At 67.5% G+C, this 16,166-nt stretch carries 17 protein-coding genes and 1 tRNA gene; 10 read left to right on the top strand and 8 right to left on the bottom strand.

Annotated features, from left to right (window positions below):
- Positions 1-103: 103 nt before the first annotated feature.
- Entirely contained in the window at positions 104-1,150 is a 1,047-nt protein-coding gene (locus OCI36_RS08505; protein ID WP_261664655.1) for a Glu/Leu/Phe/Val dehydrogenase family protein, read from the top strand.
- Between the two features lie 96 nt (positions 1,151-1,246).
- Here the strand turns inward: OCI36_RS08505 and OCI36_RS08500 are convergent.
- Positions 1,247-1,321 (bottom strand) — tRNA-Asn (locus OCI36_RS08500).
- A 147-nt stretch (positions 1,322-1,468) separates the two neighbouring features.
- On the opposite strand from OCI36_RS08500, the gene OCI36_RS08495 reads away from it, so the two are divergent.
- The 3 genes from OCI36_RS08495 to OCI36_RS08485 are packed head-to-tail and all read left to right on the top strand — an operon-like array spanning position 1,469 to position 3,042.
- Positions 1,469-2,221, top strand: coding sequence for a phosphodiester glycosidase family protein (locus tag OCI36_RS08495; RefSeq protein ID WP_261664654.1), 753 nt, complete (start codon positions 1,469-1,471; stop codon positions 2,219-2,221).
- A 30-nt stretch (positions 2,222-2,251) separates the two neighbouring features.
- A complete protein-coding gene (locus tag OCI36_RS08490; RefSeq protein ID WP_261664653.1) occupies positions 2,252-2,707 on the top strand; it encodes a putative dsRNA-binding protein in 456 nt (151 codons plus the stop codon).
- Entirely contained in the window at positions 2,704-3,042 is a 339-nt protein-coding gene (locus OCI36_RS08485; protein WP_261664652.1) for a YraN family protein, read from the top strand. Before OCI36_RS08490 ends, OCI36_RS08485 begins: the two co-directional genes overlap by 4 nt.
- A 37-nt stretch (positions 3,043-3,079) precedes the next feature.
- On the opposite strand, the gene OCI36_RS08480 is transcribed toward OCI36_RS08485, so the two are convergent.
- The 3 genes from OCI36_RS08480 to OCI36_RS08470 form a co-directional block, all read right to left on the bottom strand.
- Positions 3,080-4,153 carry a M20/M25/M40 family metallo-hydrolase gene (locus OCI36_RS08480; RefSeq protein ID WP_261664651.1) on the bottom strand — a complete coding sequence of 358 codons (1,074 nt, stop codon included), beginning with the start codon at positions 4,151-4,153 and terminating at the stop codon, positions 3,080-3,082.
- Positions 4,154-4,290: 137 nt separating this feature from the next.
- Positions 4,291-4,785 (bottom strand): hypothetical protein, encoded by a 495-nt coding sequence (locus OCI36_RS08475; protein ID WP_261664650.1) that lies wholly within the window; start codon positions 4,783-4,785, stop codon positions 4,291-4,293.
- 106 nt (positions 4,786-4,891) lie between these two features.
- Complete coding sequence (locus tag OCI36_RS08470; protein ID WP_261664649.1) at positions 4,892-5,455, bottom strand: DUF2179 domain-containing protein; 564 nt, start codon at positions 5,453-5,455, stop codon at positions 4,892-4,894.
- A 95-nt stretch (positions 5,456-5,550) separates the two neighbouring features.
- Here OCI36_RS08470 and OCI36_RS08465 point away from each other — a divergent pair, with 95 nt between their 5' ends.
- The 3 genes from OCI36_RS08465 to OCI36_RS08455 all read left to right on the top strand — a co-directional run bounded on the left by OCI36_RS08465 (position 5,551) and on the right by OCI36_RS08455 (position 8,349).
- Positions 5,551-6,405: a VC0807 family protein gene (locus OCI36_RS08465; protein ID WP_261664648.1), complete on the top strand. Its 855-nt coding sequence runs from the start codon at positions 5,551-5,553 to the stop codon at positions 6,403-6,405.
- A gap of 1 nt (position 6,406) precedes the next feature.
- A complete protein-coding gene (locus OCI36_RS08460) occupies positions 6,407-7,387 on the top strand; it encodes a multidrug resistance efflux transporter family protein (protein ID WP_261664647.1) in 981 nt (326 codons plus the stop codon).
- 86 nt (positions 7,388-7,473) lie between these two features.
- Complete coding sequence (locus OCI36_RS08455) at positions 7,474-8,349, top strand: aminoglycoside phosphotransferase family protein (RefSeq protein WP_315941264.1); 876 nt, start codon at positions 7,474-7,476, stop codon at positions 8,347-8,349.
- A 12-nt stretch (positions 8,350-8,361) separates the two neighbouring features.
- Here OCI36_RS08455 and OCI36_RS08450 read toward each other — a convergent pair whose 3' ends face one another.
- The 4 genes from OCI36_RS08450 to OCI36_RS08435 all read right to left on the bottom strand — a co-directional run bounded on the left by OCI36_RS08450 (position 8,362) and on the right by OCI36_RS08435 (position 13,154).
- The gene (locus OCI36_RS08450; protein WP_261664645.1) at positions 8,362-9,096 is read right to left on the bottom strand and encodes a metallophosphoesterase family protein; all 735 of its coding nucleotides are present in this window, start codon (positions 9,094-9,096) and stop codon (positions 8,362-8,364) included.
- Between the two features lie 84 nt (positions 9,097-9,180).
- The gene (locus OCI36_RS08445) at positions 9,181-9,675 is read right to left on the bottom strand and encodes a flavin reductase family protein (protein ID WP_261664644.1); all 495 of its coding nucleotides are present in this window, start codon (positions 9,673-9,675) and stop codon (positions 9,181-9,183) included.
- A gap of 199 nt (positions 9,676-9,874) precedes the next feature.
- Entirely contained in the window at positions 9,875-11,773 is a 1,899-nt protein-coding gene (locus tag OCI36_RS08440) for a family 10 glycosylhydrolase (protein WP_261664643.1), read from the bottom strand.
- Positions 11,774-11,855: 82 nt separating this feature from the next.
- Positions 11,856-13,154, bottom strand: a complete 1,299-nt coding sequence (locus OCI36_RS08435) for a cation:proton antiporter (protein WP_261664642.1) — start codon at positions 13,152-13,154, stop codon at positions 11,856-11,858.
- A 65-nt stretch (positions 13,155-13,219) separates the two neighbouring features.
- Between OCI36_RS08435 and nadE the strand changes: the two genes are divergently transcribed.
- From nadE to OCI36_RS08420, 3 genes are all read left to right on the top strand, one after another.
- The gene (nadE, locus tag OCI36_RS08430) at positions 13,220-14,089 is read left to right on the top strand and encodes an ammonia-dependent NAD(+) synthetase (RefSeq protein WP_261664641.1); all 870 of its coding nucleotides are present in this window, start codon (positions 13,220-13,222) and stop codon (positions 14,087-14,089) included.
- An 81-nt stretch (positions 14,090-14,170) separates the two neighbouring features.
- The gene (locus tag OCI36_RS08425) at positions 14,171-14,944 is read left to right on the top strand and encodes a flavodoxin family protein (RefSeq protein WP_261664640.1); all 774 of its coding nucleotides are present in this window, start codon (positions 14,171-14,173) and stop codon (positions 14,942-14,944) included.
- Positions 14,941-15,849 carry a metalloenzyme domain protein gene (locus OCI36_RS08420; protein WP_261664639.1) on the top strand — a complete coding sequence of 303 codons (909 nt, stop codon included), beginning with the start codon at positions 14,941-14,943 and terminating at the stop codon, positions 15,847-15,849. Before OCI36_RS08425 ends, OCI36_RS08420 begins: the two co-directional genes overlap by 4 nt.
- Positions 15,850-16,166 lie beyond the last annotated feature (317 nt).

Here is a 16,166-nt window from a genome sequence, read left to right as displayed (position 1 = left end):
GAAGATAGCGGCGGGACCACCTGTCAGGTGTTCACGGCGCAGTATATCTTGCCTCTATGACGTGCCTCTCACACCCCCGGCCCCGCCGGCAAGGAGCCGACCAATGCTGATGTTTGACGAACTCCATTCCCGCGGCCACGAAGCCCTGTCCCTGATTCAGCACCCCCTGACCGGCCTGCGCGCCGTGCTGGCGGTGCACTCCACCGTGCTGGGCCCGGCCATTGCCGGCGTGCGGCTGCGGCAGCTGGACGAAGAAGACCTGGTGCGCTCGGCGCTGGACCTCAGCGAGAGCCTGACCCTCAAGTCGGCGCTGGCGGGCCTGAACTACGGGGGCGGCGCCTGCGTGATCATGTCGGGCGACGGCGGCGACCTGCTCAGTTCCAAATCCCAGCCACACGCCCGTGAGGCGCTGTTCCGGGCGCTGGGGCGCGAGCTGCGGCCGCTGAGCAGCCGGGTCATCCTGACCGAAGACATCGGCGTCACGCCGCGCGACATCGCCTTTGTGGCGCAGGAAACGCCCGGCACGCTGGGCCAGCACACCGACACCAGCCGGGTGACCGGTTACGGCGTCTACCGTGGCATGAAGGCAGCGGCCAAGTACGTGCTGGACAGCGAAAGCTTGCGCGGCGTGCGGGTGGCCATCTACGGGCTGGGCGCCATGGGCCGCGAACTGGCCGAGCACCTGCACCGCGAAGGTGCGCGCCTGATCGTGGCCGACCACCGCCCCGCCGTGATGCAGGAACTGGTCGAGGACTTCGGCGCGGTGGCGATGGAGCCGGCCGACCTGTTCGACGCGCCCTGCGACATCTTTGCGCCCTGTTCCAGTGGCAGCAGCATTCCACTCTCGGCGGTGCCCCGGCTGCAGTGCCGCATGATTGCCGGCGGCGAGCACCATCCCCTGACCCACGCCGGAGAAAACGCCGTGCGCGAAGCCGGCATCGTCTATGTGCCCGACTTTGCTATCAACAGCGCGGGGCTGATCGCAGCAGCTTACGGCTGCGGCAAGGAAGAAGCCGCCGAGCTGGTGTACCAGAACGTGGCCCGCATCTGCGAGGTGGCGCAGCACTCGGCGCAGCCGGTGCACGCGGTGGCACGCATCATGGCCGAACAGCGCATCTCCTTGATCGGCAGCCTGGGCCGCCGCGACTAGGCGGAGAGCGTGGAGTAGGGGAGGGGCGCAGCGCCGCCTCCCTCTTACTTTTGCTCCAAAGAAAAACCCCCCGTTCAGGACGGGGGATTCTCTTACTGGCTCGGCAGGTTGGGGTCGAACCAACGACCGTCCGATTAACAGTCGGATGCTCTGCCACTGAGCTACTGCCGAATATGTGTACTTCACGCCTTTTCGTGCGCGAAAGGAATAGTAACACAGCCTTTTCCGGCGTGCAAGTCCTGCTGCGCCTGCCTGCTTGCTGCTCACCACTCTTTCATGCCGGCCTGGCAGCCAGCCGTCATGATGGACTGGATGCAGATGCGACGACAGCTTCAGCGTGTAGCCACCCTGGGCCTGGCCTTTGTGGGCCTGGCGCCCACCGCGCCGGCGCTGACCCTGCAGCAGGTGCGCGGTGGCCTGAGCAGCTATACCGTCGCTGCGGTGGACCTGCGGCGCGACGACCTGCGGCTGCACTGGCTCAACCCCACCACCGGGCAACCTTATCTGACCTTCGCGCAGCTGCGTGAGCGACTGCGCAAAGAAGGCAGCCGGGCGCTGTTCATGACCAACAGCGGCATTTACGCTCCCGGCTTCAAGCCGCTGGGTCTGCATGTGGAACAGGGCCGGGAAGAGGTGCCGCTGAATTTCGCACGCACTGGGGGCAATTTTGCCTGGCAGCCCAATGGGGTGTTTTGGGTGGATGGCCGGCGGGCCGGCGTCACCGAAACGGACGAGTATGTCTCCCGTCGGCTGCACCCGCAGTACGCGGCGCAGTCGGGGCCGCTGCTGGTGCGCCGGGGCCAGCTGCCCCCTTCGTTCGACCCGCACAGCACGTCGTTCAAGCTGCGCAGCGGGGTGGGGGTCTGCAGCGATGGCCGGGTGCGGTTTGCCGTCAGCAATGCGCCGGTGAATTTCTACGCCTTCGCCATCTTTTTCCGTGACACCCTGCACTGCCCCGACGCCCTGTATCTGGACGGCAGCATCAGTGCCTATGCCACGCCTGGCACCGACACCCAGCTGGCGAACTTTGCCGGCATCTGGAGTGTTGCCGCGCCGGTGCCCCGGAACTGAGGCAGCCTGCCGCGCCGCTATGCTGAGGGCATGGCCGAGAACCCCAAAGGAGACCTGATAGCGGCGCTGGCCGCCCAGGGCCTGACCCCCGACTTCCGCTTGCAGGAAAGCGGGCCGCCCCACGCGCCCAGTTTCCTGACCGAGGTCTGGTGTGATGGGCAGCGGCTGGGGCAAGGAACCGCTGGCAGTAAACGCGAGGCAGAGCGGCAGGCCGCCCGGCAGGCCCTGGACGAACTGAGCGAGGAGGGTGCGCGTATGGGAAGGCCAGAAGCTGCAACGTCACTTCTGACAGCCGCCGCCTCTACACCCTGGCCGCTGCATCCGGCGGTGCTGGCCGAAGCGCTGGCCGTGGCTGACAGCCGCCTGGCCCTGGGGGCCCCGCTGCCGGAAGTGGCCCGCGCCGCCGCCGGGCTTTACCGCGAGCTGCTGGCTGAACTGGGGCACGCCGCCGCACCAGACCAGGTTGGGCCGGAGCAGACCGGATGAAAGGCGCTGCCGCCGAAGACCGGGCCGCCCGCTATCTGGAGGCGCAGGGCCGCGAACTGCTGGCCCGCAATTACCGCATTCCCGGCGGCGAAATTGATCTGGTCAGCCGCGAAGGAGCCTGCCTGGTGTTTACCGAGGTGCGTCACCGCAGCCACAGCCGCTACGGCAGCGCTGCCGAGAGCGTGACCCCACGCAAGCTGGCGCTGATGCAGCGAGCCGCCCTGGAATATCTGAGCCGTGAGCTAGGCCGCGACGACCTGCCCTGCCGCCTGGAAGTGCTGACCATTGACGGAGACGTGAACTCAGGAACCCTGCAGCTGCTGCCGCTGTCCTGAGCGGCGCCGTTAAAAGGCCGCAGCGCGGATCAGGGCCTCAGTTCTGGTAGTTGGCGATAAAACCCTGCAGGAAAGCCAGGCCCTGTGCGTGGCTGCTGGGGTCCACCCATTCGTCGTCGCGGTGGGCGTGGCCGCCTCGGTAGACCCCGAGAGACAGCGCCGGCAGGCCATAGGGCGCAGCGGCGTTGGCGTCGGTGGAACTGGCGGCCGTGCGCAGTTCGACCCCCACGGCGCGGGCGGCCTGCTGAGCCATCGGCAACAGTTCGGCCACGTTCAGTGAGCCGCCTGGCCGGTCGCTTACCCGTTCCAGCTGCAGGGCCACGCCCACCTGCTGCGCCGTGTGGTGCAGGGCCGCCACCGCCTGCTGCTCCAGCTCGTCCAGCTCGCGGGCACCCAGTGAACGCAGGTCCAGCAGCAGCGATGCCGCCGCCGCGATGGAATTGACGGTGCTGCCGCCCGACACGACCCCCACGTTCAGGGTGGTGCGGGGGTGCGCCGGCCGGGGCAGCGCATAAAGCGCCTCGATCGCCGCGCCCAGGGCATGCACCGCGCTGGGCACCGCCTCGCCCCAGGAGTGGCCGCCGGGCCCGCTGAACTGCGCCTGATAACGCCGCACCCCCACCGCCTGCGTCACCGCCGAGCCCAGGTAGCCGTCTACCGCCACGAAGGCACCCAGCTCGTGGGCGTGCTGGGCCAGCAGGTACTTGGCGCCGCGTAGGTCGCCCAGACCTTCTTCGCCCACATTGGCGGCCACCCACAGTGGGGCGCTCAGCGTGGCGGGGTCCAGGTCGCGCAGCAGTGCGGTCAGCACCGCCAGGCTGGACGAGTTGTCGCCCAGGCCGGGACCGTACCAGCGGCCCGGCTGCGCCCGCACTGTCACGTCGGTCTGGGGGCTGAAGACCGTGTCCAAATGCGAGGCCAGCAGCAGCGGCCCCCGCTGGCTGGGTCGCCCGCTGCCCGGCGCAATCCGCACCAGCACGTTGCCGGCACCGTCGCGCTCAGGTGCGTATCCCAGCTCACGCCACAGCTGGACCATCAGCTCGGCCCGGGTCTCCTCCTCAAAGGTGGGAGCGGGCGTCTGGGCAATGGTCTGAAGAAACTGAAGCGGCATCTGACTTCCGAGTTTACTCCGGCCGCCTTCCTGCGGGCCGGATCAGGGTCCCAATGACGGCGAAAAACTCCGCTGCGCCGGAAAGGGGGCAGGGCGGAGTTCTGGAAACCGGCCCGGCAGGGCCAGCGGATTGCAAGTCAGCTGCGGTTGCCCTGTAGCACCTTGGAACCGATCACTGCGGCCAGGCCTACCAGACCAGCCTTAGCCAGCGGGCTGCTCAGCGCGCCGCCTTCGGCAAAAGCGGCTTCCAGCGGGCTCTGGCCGTTCTGCGCGGGGGCCTGCGCAGCCTTGGTGTAGGCGTCAATCAGGTCGCGGTCGTCGGCTGGGTTGACCTGCTGCACCGGGTTGCTGGAGCTGCGCACAATCGCGTCGCCCATCTGCTGACGGTCCTCGGGCGACAGCTTGCCCAGGTAATCCTTCATCAGGCTGTCGCGCTCTTCGGGGCTGGCGCTCTGCAGGTAGTCGCGCACGTAAGCGGCGGCTTCCTGGGCGCTGACCACGCCGTCACCGTTGGTGTCGCGGGGATCATGGGCGCCGGCACCGGCCTGGCCGGACATCTGGCCCTGGCCTGCTTGGGCCGCATTCAGGGACGCCATCTTTTCGTGCAGTTCTCGTTTCAGGTCTTCAAACATTGTGGAACCTCCCTTTGGTGAAGTGCCTTTACCCTAGAGCGCCGCCCCGTGCGGCTCATGAAAGGAGGCCGCCGTCAGATTGAGAAAAGGCTGACCTTTGCAGAAGTCACTTGCGGGTGATGCGAAAGCGCCGTGCCATGCGTTCCTGCCGCACCGAGGCGTCCTGCAGCGCGGCGGTGCTCACCTCTTCGATGGTCACGAACGCCTTGGGATAGACCTCCTCGATCAGCCGCAGAACCCGGCCGGACTGCTTGCGCGGAATCACGCTGAACAGAATCCGCACGTCACCGTCGCGGCCCGAGCCGTTGAGCGCCGTGACGTAATATCCGGCGCTGCGCAGCGCTCCGGCCAGGTCGGGTGCCGAGATGGGCACGAAGGCCCGCAGCACCACCTTGCCCACCGCCAGCCGCTCCTCAATCCAGGTGCCGATCAGGGTGCCGGCCGCGTAGCCCCCGGCGTAGGCCACGAACTGAATGGGATTTTCCAAATTGTTCAGCACCTGCGCCGCCGCAATCAGCCAGATCAGCGACTCAAAAAAGCTCAGGACGCCCGCCAGGTTGCGCCGCCCGCGCACAATCATCCCGATGCGCAGGGTGCCCAGCGACACGTCCAGAATCCGGAGGCTGAAGATCATGAGTGCGTTGAGCAGCAGGGCCGGGGTGATGTCCATATGGCCCTCAGGCTAACGCGGCCGCCTGTGCTGGGGCCAGCGTTCTCCAGGCCCCCGGGCCGGCTCTGCGCCGCGTGGCATAGTGAAGGCCGACCATGACCCAGCCCCGTTCTCAGCCGCCCACCTCGTCTCAGGCGCCGTCTCCGCCGCCCTCCCCTCCCCGGAAGCCCGGTCAGGGCGCCGTGCCGCAGACCATCCGTGACCTGATTTTCACCCTGGTGGTTCCGATTGCGGTGCTGAGCCCCAACCTGCTGGGCAGCGGGTTTTCGGTGGCAGATCAGCTGGGCGGCGGCACCCAGGGCAACGTCCGCGCCTACCTGGCCGCTGCGCTGATTCCGGTGGTGTACGTGGCCTGGGACCTGATTCGCAACCGCAATGTCAGCCCGGTGGCGCTGCTGGGCGGCGCCGGCGCCCTGGTCGGGGGCGCGCTGGCCTTCTGGTATGTGGACGGCTTCTGGTACGCGGTCAAGGACAGCGCCCGGTCGTATCTGCTGGGATTGGCCTTTTTGATCAGTGCCGGGACACGTGTGCCGCTGTTCCGGATCTTCATGGACGCTGCCTCGCTGAACGAGTCGCCCGACAAGCGCGCCCTGACGCAGCAGGCTATGGACGACCCACAGATTCACCGCGCCCTGGCCAATGCCACGGTGGTGTTCGCCCTGGTGGATATTCTGAGCGGCCTGCTCAACTCTTTCGTGAACTACCAGCGGGTGACGGCCGAATTCGGCAGCGACGCCTTCAACGCGCAGGTGGCCGAGGTCAACGCCATCATGCGCCTGCCCAGCTTCGGCATCAGCCTGCTGGGGGTGGGCATCGCTTTTTGGCTGCTGCACCGCGCCACGGTCGCCCGCTTTGGTCCCGGAGCCAGCCTGCTGGAACCGGGGTCACTGGCCGGGCGGGTTGGGCAGCTGGCGCCCCCCGCTCCCCCCACCCCTGGGCAGGCCGACTGAAGTGCTGCGGCTGCTGGGGTTGGGACTGCTGGCCAGCGCCTTTTTCAGCTCGACCTACGTGTTGAATGAACAGATGAGCGCTCAGGGCGGTCACTGGTTCTGGAGCGCCAGCCTGCGGTACCTGTTCGTGCTGCTGCTGCTCAGCGTCATGCTGCTGGTGCAGGGTGGCCCGGCGCTGCTGCGGGGGCTGTGGCAGGAATTCCGCCGGCACGCGCCCTTCTGGGTGCTGGCCGGCAGCCTGGGCTTCGGGGCCTTTTACGCGCTGCTGTGCTTCAGCTCGGCCTATGCCAGTGCCTGGGTGGTGGCGGCCACCTTCCAGTTCACGGTGGTCGCCAGCCTGATCGTGCTGGCGGCCTTCGGGCAGCCGTTCTCGCGCGGGGTGATTTTCTCGGCGCTGCTGGTGTTTGCTGGGGTTTGCCTGACCAACCTGGGCCAGCCGCATGGCGCATCGGGGCAGACCCTGGGTGAGTCGTTGCTGTACGGGGCGCTGCCGGCCCTGCTGGCCGCGTTCTGTTATCCGGCCGGCAACCAGCTGGTCTGGCAGGCGGCCCGGCCCGGCCCGGCCGCCGGCACGCCGGGCGCCCGCTCCTGGGCAGCGCGGGTGCCGTATATCCGCACGCCGCTGCTGAAAAACACCTTCGGGCGCATCTGGCTGATGACACTGGGGTCCATGCCGCTGTGGGGTGTGCTGGGGCTGCTGCACCCAGTGCTGCCGCAGGGCGGGCAGGTGGTGAGGGTGAGCACTGCACTGGTGGCGCTGCTCTCGGGCGTGATTGCCACCGGGCTGTTTCTGTATGCCCGCGACGAGGCCCGCACCCCCGGCGAGATTGCCACGGTGGACGCCACCCAGGCCAGCGAGGTGATCTTCGCGCTGCTGGGCGGGGTGCTGCTGCTGGGTTCTCCGCTGCCTGGCCCGCTGGCCTGGGCCGGGCTGGTCACCATTCTGGTGGGGCTGGTGCTGTTCACGCGGGCGGGGCGCTAGAGGAAAACAACAGAAACCCTGCTGGCTGGTGAAGGCGAACCGCTGCTGTAGCCACTTATGCTACGGAGCAATGACCCTACGTATGCATGCCGAAGAGCTGGAGCTTTCACCTGAGCTGGTCCGGCGCCTGCTGGCAGCTCAAGCTCCGCAGTGGGCTGTGCTGCCGCTGCGCCGCGTTGCTTCCGATGGAACTGATAATGCGGTATTTCGTCTGGGTGATCAGCTGGCGGTCCGGTTGCCGCGTATCGGCTGGGCAGCAGAAGATGTTGAGAAGGAATGGCGAATGGCGCTGGTTGCCGCAGCTGGCCCCACAGCTGCCGGTGCCCGTTTCTGTGCCCATATTTTGTGGCGTGGCTGCAGAAGAGTATCCCTGGAACTGGAGCATTTGCCCCTGGCTGCCAGGCAAGCATCCACAGGCGGGACAGTCATCACACCCGCAGGGGCTGACCAGTGACCTGGCTGGATTTTTCCAGGCGCTTCATCGGCAGCCCGCGCCGGCAGAGGCTCCAGCTGCCGGACGGGGTGGCCCGGTGCGTCTGCGAGATGAAGATGTGCGTGAGGTGATACAGGAGCTGGGGGCGCGGGTCAATGGCCGCGCCGTCCTGCGTGCCTGGGACGCCGTGATGGAATCCCCTGACTGGTCCGGGCCGCCGGTGTGGATTCACGGCGACCCGCTCGGCGGCAACCTGTTGACACAGGCCGGACGGCTCAGTGCGGTGATTGATTTTGGTGGTCTGGGCGTAGGTGATCCGGCAGCCGATTTCCTGGGTGCCTGGCAGTTGTTCACGCCGTTTCAGCGCCGAAGCTACCGACAGCTGAGCGGCGTGGACGAGGCCACCTGGCAGCGGGCGCGTGGGTGGGCGCTGTCGGTGGCCCTCTTTGCCCTGCCCTACTACTGGGACACAGCCCCGAGCATCCGGGAGCGCTCACAACAAATGATTGCTCAGGTCTTGCTGGATTGACAGCCTCGCGCCTCAGTCCTCGTCCAGTTTCCTAACCTTGCGCTTCTGGTAAGACCCGGTCATCAGTTCGGCCACGTATTCACGCACGAACGGCATTCCGCTGGCCTCGGCGGCCCGCACCTCGGCGGCGCGGTCGTAGGGCACCCGCACAAAAGACGCTGTATACCCCGGCGCGCTGAAATCCAGAATCAGGTAACTGGGCAGCACACTGTCCAGGGGGTTGCCCACCGAGCCGCAGTTCAGCAGCGGCTGGCCTTCCACGTCCAACAGCAGCGCCTCGTGAATGTCGCCGAACACCAGCGCGTCGGCGTAGTTCATCAGGCCCAGCGCCGGCTGCGGGGCAAAGTTGTCCAGCTGCTCCGAGAGGCTGGAATGGGGATACAGCTTCTGAAATACCCCCCGGCTGCTGGCATGCACGAAGCGCCAGCACAGCCCGCCGAACTCTTCCTCGATGCCGAACGGCAGGGTTTCGAGGTATTTCAGGTCGGCCGGCCGCAGCTGTGAGCGCGGCCAGAGGTCCTGCGGGCGGTGACTGGCCCCGGCTACCCGCGCGTCCCAGTTGCCCTGCACGGCGCGGGCAGCGTGCGCCTGCGCCCAGTCCACCACTTCCCGTGGGCGGGGGCCTTTGCCCACCAGATCACCCAGCACCCAGATTTCGCTGATGCCGCGCCGCTGGATGTCGGCGTGCACGGCCAGGGTCGCTTCCAGATTGGCGTGCAGATCAGCGATGACAGCGAGGCGGGTCATACAGGACAGTCTAGACCAGCGCCGGCTCGGCCCGCTGCATCTTTCCCCGGGCCCTGGCCCCGGCTTGGATGGACTGCCGGCTGTTCAGGGTGCCAGGGTGCCGTAGCGACTGCCGAAATACAGCAGCGGTTCGCGGTCCGCGTACTCGGTAGAAGTGATCAGGCCCAGAAAGAGGGTATGGTCGCCGCCGTCCAGCACCTGTTGCTTGCGGCAGACCACCGAGGCCACTGTGCCTCCCAGCACCGGAAAGCCGGCCTGCTCGCGCCAGGGGACCGCTTCCTCGGGGCCGGGCCGCCCGGCGAAATGGTTGCTGAGATGAATCTGGTCATGGGCCAGGATGCTGACGCCGAACTGCGTCACATCGCTGCCCAGCAGCACGCTGTGCATGTGCGCCCGCTTGTCTACCGACACCAGAATCAGCGGCGGATTGAGGCTGACCGAGACAAAGGCGCTGGCAGTCATGCCGTGCGCGGTGCCGTCCGGCTCGCGGGCGGTGATGATGGTCACGCCGCTGGCAAAGCGGCCCAGGGTCGCGCGGAAATCCTCTGGGCCGATGCCCTCTGTGCTGGCTTGCGTCATGCGGCCAGTCTAGAGTAGTTCTCCAAATGACACGTGCGTCGGAACATCACCGCCGCCCGCTCCATTTTCCGTCCTACTCTTTGTTTTGCACTCGCTTTGCTCACCAAAAAGCTGTGCCATCTTTTTGTCAAATGCTTTAGAGGAGCAGGCTGGGGGAGGCCGCCGCCCGCTCCTGTGAGAGTTCCGCGCGCCGCCGGGCTCAGCCGGGCGTTTCGCCGCCGCGCTGCAGTTCCTGGGGGGTGGGCGGCGCCAGGTTGGGCGCGCCGGGGGCACCGGGCGCGGGCGCGAGGCTGGGCGCCGGAGCGCTGACCGGCGACAGCTTGCGAATCACCAGGTTGGGCACCTGGGCAATGCCTTTATCCGGCACCCGGGTTTTCCAGGCCTGCCCGCTGACCCGGACGCGGGTTTCACCGGCCGGCACGTCCATAAAGCCGTAAAAGCCGCCGCCATCGGTCACGCTGGTGGCAACGACCTTGTCATTTTGCAGCAGTTCCACCTTCAGGCCGCCCAGACGTTCCTGCCCAGCCACAGTGCCCAGCAGGCCACGGGTGTGGGGCGGCGGGCCGTCGAAGCGCACCGGCCGGGCCAGGCTGGTCTTGGCCAGCGCCTGCCGCACGGCTTCGCGGCCGGCGGCAGCGTTCTGTTTGTCCTCGTACACGGCCAGGGTGGGGGTGCGGTACGAGTAACCCACCCAGCCCACGCCGGCCTGCAGCGCCCGCTGCGCCTGCGCCGCCGAGTCCTGCGGGCCGTTGAGGTAGATGCTGGAGCCGCTGGCGGTCAGGCCCCGGCCCTGCAGACTGTGGGCAAAGCGGTTCCAGCCGTCGTACCACCCGGCCTGCTGCGCCACGTTCTCGCGCTTGTAGTTCATCGGCATGTTGATGTCCAGCAGGCCCTCGTTCATCCACTTAGGCCAGTCCTGCAGCACGGTGCGGTAAGAAGCGGTGCTCTGGAAGGCCTTGAGGTCGCCGGCGGCGGGCGGGCTGCCATAAACGATGGTGGCCGCGCTGACCCACAGCTCGGGCCGGATGGCCTTGGCCTGCACGGAGATGCGGCGCACCAGCCCGGTCACCTGATCGCGCTTCCAGGCCTTGAAGTATTCGTCGCTGGGGCTGGGGCGGCCCTGGCGGCCGGTTTCCAGTTGGTAGCGGTAAAGTGTCTTGGGCGAGTAGCCCCAGTCACCGCTGTCGGGGTAGCGGATACGGTCCAGCTGAATGCCATCCACATCGTAGTTCTTGACCACGCTCAGCAGGCCGTCGCTGATGTAGCGGGCCGCCTCGGGAATGGCCGGGTCCAGCCAGGCGTCGTTGCCTTCCTGCCAGCTGCCGTCCTGGCGCACCACCAGCCAGGGGTCCTTGCTCTGGGGGCCGTGCAGCCGGTAGACGTGGTTGGGGTTGCTGTTCAGGTTGCCCAGGTTGCCGATGCCGGTCACGCTGGCCCAGGCAATCACCTTGATGCCCCGGGGCTTGGCCAGGCGCAGCACCTCGGCCAGGGGATCGAAGCCCGGCTGCAGGTCCTTGTCACTTACGACCGGCAGGCTGGATTTCAGGCAAAAGCAGTCGGCGCGGCGCACAGTCTGCACCACCAGCACGTTGACGCCCATGTTCTCGGCGTCGTCCACCATCTGCTGCACCTGCGCGGCTGTCTTCAGGCCGGGGCCGAAGCCGTCCACCCACAGCCCCCGGATTTGGGTGGAGTCGGGAGTGGGCAGGCTGGCCGCCGGCACACTGGCCGGCAGCAGGTCCGCCGGCTGGCCCAGCAGCGGCGTGTTCAGTGCCGGGGCGCTCAGGATAGAAGGCGCCAGCGCCGGACCGGGCAGAGGCTGACCGCTGGGTAAAAGTTGGCCGCTGGGTAAAGGTTGGCCGCTGGGCTGAAGGGCCGCACTGGGCACCGGCAGTGTCAGGGCCGACGTGCCGGGCGCAAAAGTGTGCGGCAGGTTGCCGCCCGGGAAAGCGGGAGCAGTGGCGAAGCCGGCAGCCTGCGGCGCCGCAGCGAGGTGGCCTGGAGCGCTCTGGCTCTGGGCGCCGGCCGTGCCCAGCCCCAGGCTCAGGCTGAGCAGCAGGGCCGGACGCAGGCGGGCGGTAGAGAAAAACTGTGTCACGTCGCGGTTCAGCTTAACCCAGCCTGCCCGCCGGGTGATGGGAGATTCTGACCGCGCCCTCATTTGACGAGAACCTGACTGCCTAGTGAGCTGCTGCCGCTTCCTCGCTGGCTGGCGCCTCGCCGGCGGCGGCGGCAGCTTTGGCGGCCAGGCCGCTCATGGTCAGCCCCTGCACCACGATGGAGAAAATCACCACGCAGTAGGTCATCACCAGAAACAGGTCGCGGCCTTCGCTGGCCGGCAGGGTAAAGGCCATCGCCACGCTCAGCGCGCCCCGCATGCCGCCCCACACCATCACCCGGCGGGTAAACGGCGTGAACTGGGCGGTGCGCTGTAGCAGCGCGAACGGGACCTGCACACTCAGCGCCCGCGAGAGCAACACCAGTGGAATGGTCAGCAGGCCCAGCACCAGGGGCTGGGGGCTGAAGTGCAGCACCACCACTTCCAGCGCCAGCATAAAGAACAGAAGGACGTTCAGCAGTTCGTCAATCAGGTGCCAGACCGAATCGAACTTCTCGCGCGAGCTGAGTGCCCCCGGTTGCTGGTCGGTCAGCGAGCCCACCAGCAGCCCGGCCGCCACCGCCGCCAGCGGCGCCGAGACGTGCAGGTGCTGGCCCAGCGTGGTGCAGGCCAGCACCACTGCCAGCGACACCAGCACCTCGGTCACGAAATCGTGCTGGGATTTCAGGCCCAGCCAGCCCAGGTAGCCCAGCACGGAACCCAGCAGCAGCCCGCCCAGCGCCTCCTGGGCAAAAAAGCCCAGCACACCCGGCACGCTCAGCTCGGGGCCGTGCCCGGCATGCACCCCGGACGAGGCCGCCAGACCCGAGAGCACGCTGAACAGCACCACACCCACGCCGTCATTGAACAGCGATTCGCCGGCCACCACCGTTTCCATCTTCTGCGGCACCCGCGCCTCTTTCAGCAGTGCCAGCACCGCCACCGGGTCGGTGGGCGAGATTAGGGCGCCGAACAGCAGGCACAGAATCAAGGGAATGTGCAGCCCGAATATCCCCAGCAGCCCGTAGACCAGCCCGCCCACCAGGAAAGTGGACAGCACGGTCGAAACCACTGCAAAGGTCGTGACCGGCCCGCGCAGCTCCCACAGCGCCCGCGAGTTCAGGCCCATCGCCCCGGCGAACAGCAGAAACGACAGCACCCCCTGAAACACGAATTCGTCGAAGTCCACCGCCCGCAGCACATCAACCGCGTCCTGCGCAGCCGGCACCCCCGCCGCGACCAGCCCCAGCGTGAGCAGGCTGAACAGCAGCCCCACCACCGTGACCCCGATGGACGCCGGGAGGTGAAAGTACCAGACGTTCAGCAGCGAAGCCAGCGCCGTGACGGCGACCAGCAGCGTAACGATTTCAAGCAGCCCCATACGGCGCATTGTAGGTGCCAGGCCGTAGGCTCACCAGAATGTCCCGCGCCCACTAGAATGCCGGCATGACCACCCCCACCGAGATGCAGCGCCGCATTATTCAGGAACTGGGCGTGCAGCCCACCATCGACCCCGCCGCCGAAATCCGGCGCCGCACCGATTTTCTGGCCGATTACCTGCGCCGCACTGGCGCGCGGGGCTTGGTGCTGGGCATCAGCGGGGGGCAGGATTCCACCCTGGCCGGGCGGCTCTGTCAGCTGGCCTGCGAACAGGTGCGTGCCGGGGGAGAAGGGCAGGCCCAGTTTTACGCCATGCGCCTGCCCTACGGTGCGCAGTTCGACGAGGCCGACGCGCAGCTGGCGCTGGACTTTATCCAGCCCGACGTGCGCCTGACCGTCAATATCAAGCCGGCTACCGACGCCATGGAGCAGGCCTGCGAGGACGCGCTGGACGCGCTGGCGCAGGGGCTGGCGGCCGGCGAGAACAGCATCGGTGACTTTACCAAGGGCAACATCAAAGCCCGCCAGCGCATGATTGCCCAGTACACCGTGGCCGGCCAAAAGGGCCTGCTGGTGGTGGGCACCGACCACGCTGCCGAGGCGATTACCGGGTTCTTCACCAAGTTCGGTGACGGGGCCGCCGACCTGATGCCGCTGAGCGGCCTGACCAAGCGCCAGGGCGCGGTGCTGCTGCGCGAATTGGGCGCCCCGGCCTCCACCTGGGAAAAGGTGCCCACCGCCGACCTGGAAGAAGACCGCCCCGCCCTCCCCGACGAGGAAGCCCTGGGCGTGCGCTACCGCGAGATTGACGATTACCTTGAGGGCAAGGCCGTGAGTGCCGAAACCGCACAGCGACTGGAAGACTATTTCCGCCGCTCGGCGCATAAGCGGACCACGCCGGCAGTGCCCCCGCTGCCGACCGCCTCTACCGGCTGAGTGAGCTGGGGTGCCCAACCTGCAGCAAACCTTTAGTCTTTGCTGGCCCGCGCCCGGCCCCGGCCGGCGTAGGCTGGGCAGATGACCGATCACCAGCCGCCCGCCCCCGCTGAATTCGCTGGCCTGAGGGCCCTTTTTATCAACTGCTCGCTCACCAAAGACTCGGCGCAGTCGCACACCGGCAGCCTGATGAGCGCCGTGTCCGGGCTGATGGAGCGGGCCGGGGCGCAGGTGGAGACGGTCTACGCGCTGGACTATCCCATCGCCAACGGCGTTTACCCCGATATGCGCGAGTACGGCTGGAAAGAAGACGCCTGGCCCGAGCAGCTGTGGCCGAAGGTGCAGGCGGCCGACATTCTGGTGATCGGCACGCCGCTGTGGCTGGGCGAGGAATCGTCCATCTGCCGGGTGATGATCGAGCGGCTGTACGGCATGTCGGGCCAGCTGAACGAGAAAGGCCAGAGCGTCTTTTACGGCAAGGTGGGCGGCGTGGTGGTGACCGGCAACGAGGACGGCGTCAAGCACGTCGCCATGTCGCTGACTTTTGCGCTGTCGCACCTGGGTTACACGGTGCCGCCACAGGCCGACTGTGGCTGGCTGGGCGAAATTGGCCCTGGCCCCAGTTATGGAGACCCCACCGACGGGGGCACGCCGGTGGGCTTCGACAACGAATTCACCCAGCGCAATGCCACCATCATGGCCTGGAATCTGCTGCATCTGGGCCGGCTGCTCAAGGAAGCTGGCGGCCTGCCGAACTACGGCAACGACCGCAATGCCTGGCAGAACGGCGAACGTTTCGGTTTTCAGAACCCCGAACCACCCCGGCAGCCTGAGCAGGGCGGCTCTCCGGAGTGAGCCGGCCCCTGATCCAGCCCCCGGCCCGGCCACTGATCTGGCTGGCGCTGGACGGCGTGGGCCACCCGCAGGACGCTCCGCCCGGCTCGGTCTGGGACACGGCCCTGCCTACCCTGCGCCCGCTGGTAGATGCCGGGCTGACGCTGGACGCTGCGCTGGGTGTTCCCGGCCTGCCGCAGTCCGGCACTGGGCAGGCCTGCTGGCTGACCGGGCAGGACGCGGTGCGCCTGATGGGCGAGCATTTCGGGCCACAGCCGGGGCCCACGCTGCGCCGGTTGCTGGACCAGTGGAGCCTGCCGGTGCGGCTCGGCCGGGCCGGGGGGCGGGTGGCCCTGGCGAATTTTTATCCGCCGGCCTATTTTGCGGCACAGGCCGAGCAGGCCAGCCGAGGCCGGTCCCGCGCGGGCTGCTTTCCCCACTCGGTGCTCAGCGCGGGGCTGCCGCTGAACCCGCCGGACCTGCCCCCGGTGCCGCCTACCCTGGGGCTGAATTACACGGCGCCCTGGCAGCCACAGTGGCCGCTGGATAATCTGACCCGGCTGGGCGCTGAGCTGGCACAGGCCGCCCGCGCCGGCACCTACGACCTGGTGATGCTGGACCTGTGGCTGAGTGACGCCATCGGGCACAGCGGAGCCCAGCCGCTGCCGGAGCCTTCGCTGCAGGCGGGCCGCGAATACCTGCGGCGGGTAGACACCCTGCTGGCCGGCGCCCTGGACGCCGGCGCGGCGGCGGTCATCAGCAGCGACCACGGCAACCTGGAAGACCTGAGTGTGCGCCGCCACACCCGGGCGCGGGTCCCGCTGGCCTGGTCGGGCGTGCCCGCGCCCGGCCGGCTGACCGATGTGGTGCAGGCCGGCGCCTGGCTGGCGGACATGTGGGGACTGCCGGCCCCACCCGACCTTTAGCAAACGTCCATTTTTCTGCTGTTTCCGGCAGCGTCAGAGCGCGAAGTTATCCACAAGGCCAGACATTTGTCCAGAGAACAGGGGAGTCTGGGCTGTCATTGCTGGATTTGCCTACGGGACCTCCCAGCGAAAAGTGCGTGCGGGACAGTGTTTCACGGAAGCGATCAACAATTTTGCGCTGGCAGACAGAGTCCGTAGAGTTATCCACAGTGAAACTTGAACCTGTGGATAACTTTGTGAGCCGGGGGAGCTGTGCCACTCATACGGGGCCACTTTTGCTGCGTACATCGCTGTAGCGCTCAAAGAGCTGACTTCCA

The sequence above is a fragment of the Deinococcus sp. Marseille-Q6407 genome (assembly GCF_946848805.1).
Lineage (GTDB): Bacteria > Deinococcota > Deinococci > Deinococcales > Deinococcaceae > Deinococcus.
Note: the sequence above shows the minus strand (reverse complement) of the source record. Positions and strands in the feature narration are given on the sequence as shown.

Coding starts and splice junctions, on each gene's coding strand:
- OCI36_RS08425 (WP_261664640.1), top strand. CDS start 14,171: ATGACCGATCACCAGCCGCCCGCCCCCGCTGAATTCGCTGGCCTGAGG.
- OCI36_RS08465 (WP_261664648.1), top strand. CDS start 5,551: ATGACCCAGCCCCGTTCTCAGCCGCCCACCTCGTCTCAGGCGCCGTCT.
- OCI36_RS08450 (WP_261664645.1), bottom strand. CDS start 9,096: ATGACCCGCCTCGCTGTCATCGCTGATCTGCACGCCAATCTGGAAGCG.
- OCI36_RS08485 (WP_261664652.1), top strand. CDS start 2,704: ATGAAAGGCGCTGCCGCCGAAGACCGGGCCGCCCGCTATCTGGAGGCG.
- nadE (WP_261664641.1), top strand. CDS start 13,220: ATGACCACCCCCACCGAGATGCAGCGCCGCATTATTCAGGAACTGGGC.
- OCI36_RS08505 (WP_261664655.1), top strand. CDS start 104: ATGCTGATGTTTGACGAACTCCATTCCCGCGGCCACGAAGCCCTGTCC.
- OCI36_RS08470 (WP_261664649.1), bottom strand. CDS start 5,455: ATGGACATCACCCCGGCCCTGCTGCTCAACGCACTCATGATCTTCAGC.
- OCI36_RS08475 (WP_261664650.1), bottom strand. CDS start 4,785: ATGTTTGAAGACCTGAAACGAGAACTGCACGAAAAGATGGCGTCCCTG.
- OCI36_RS08445 (WP_261664644.1), bottom strand. CDS start 9,675: ATGACGCAAGCCAGCACAGAGGGCATCGGCCCAGAGGATTTCCGCGCG.
- OCI36_RS08455 (WP_315941264.1), top strand. CDS start 7,474: ATGCCGAAGAGCTGGAGCTTTCACCTGAGCTGGTCCGGCGCCTGCTGG.
- OCI36_RS08435 (WP_261664642.1), bottom strand. CDS start 13,154: ATGGGGCTGCTTGAAATCGTTACGCTGCTGGTCGCCGTCACGGCGCTG.
- OCI36_RS08490 (WP_261664653.1), top strand. CDS start 2,252: ATGGCCGAGAACCCCAAAGGAGACCTGATAGCGGCGCTGGCCGCCCAG.
- OCI36_RS08495 (WP_261664654.1), top strand. CDS start 1,469: ATGCGACGACAGCTTCAGCGTGTAGCCACCCTGGGCCTGGCCTTTGTG.
- OCI36_RS08480 (WP_261664651.1), bottom strand. CDS start 4,153: ATGCCGCTTCAGTTTCTTCAGACCATTGCCCAGACGCCCGCTCCCACC.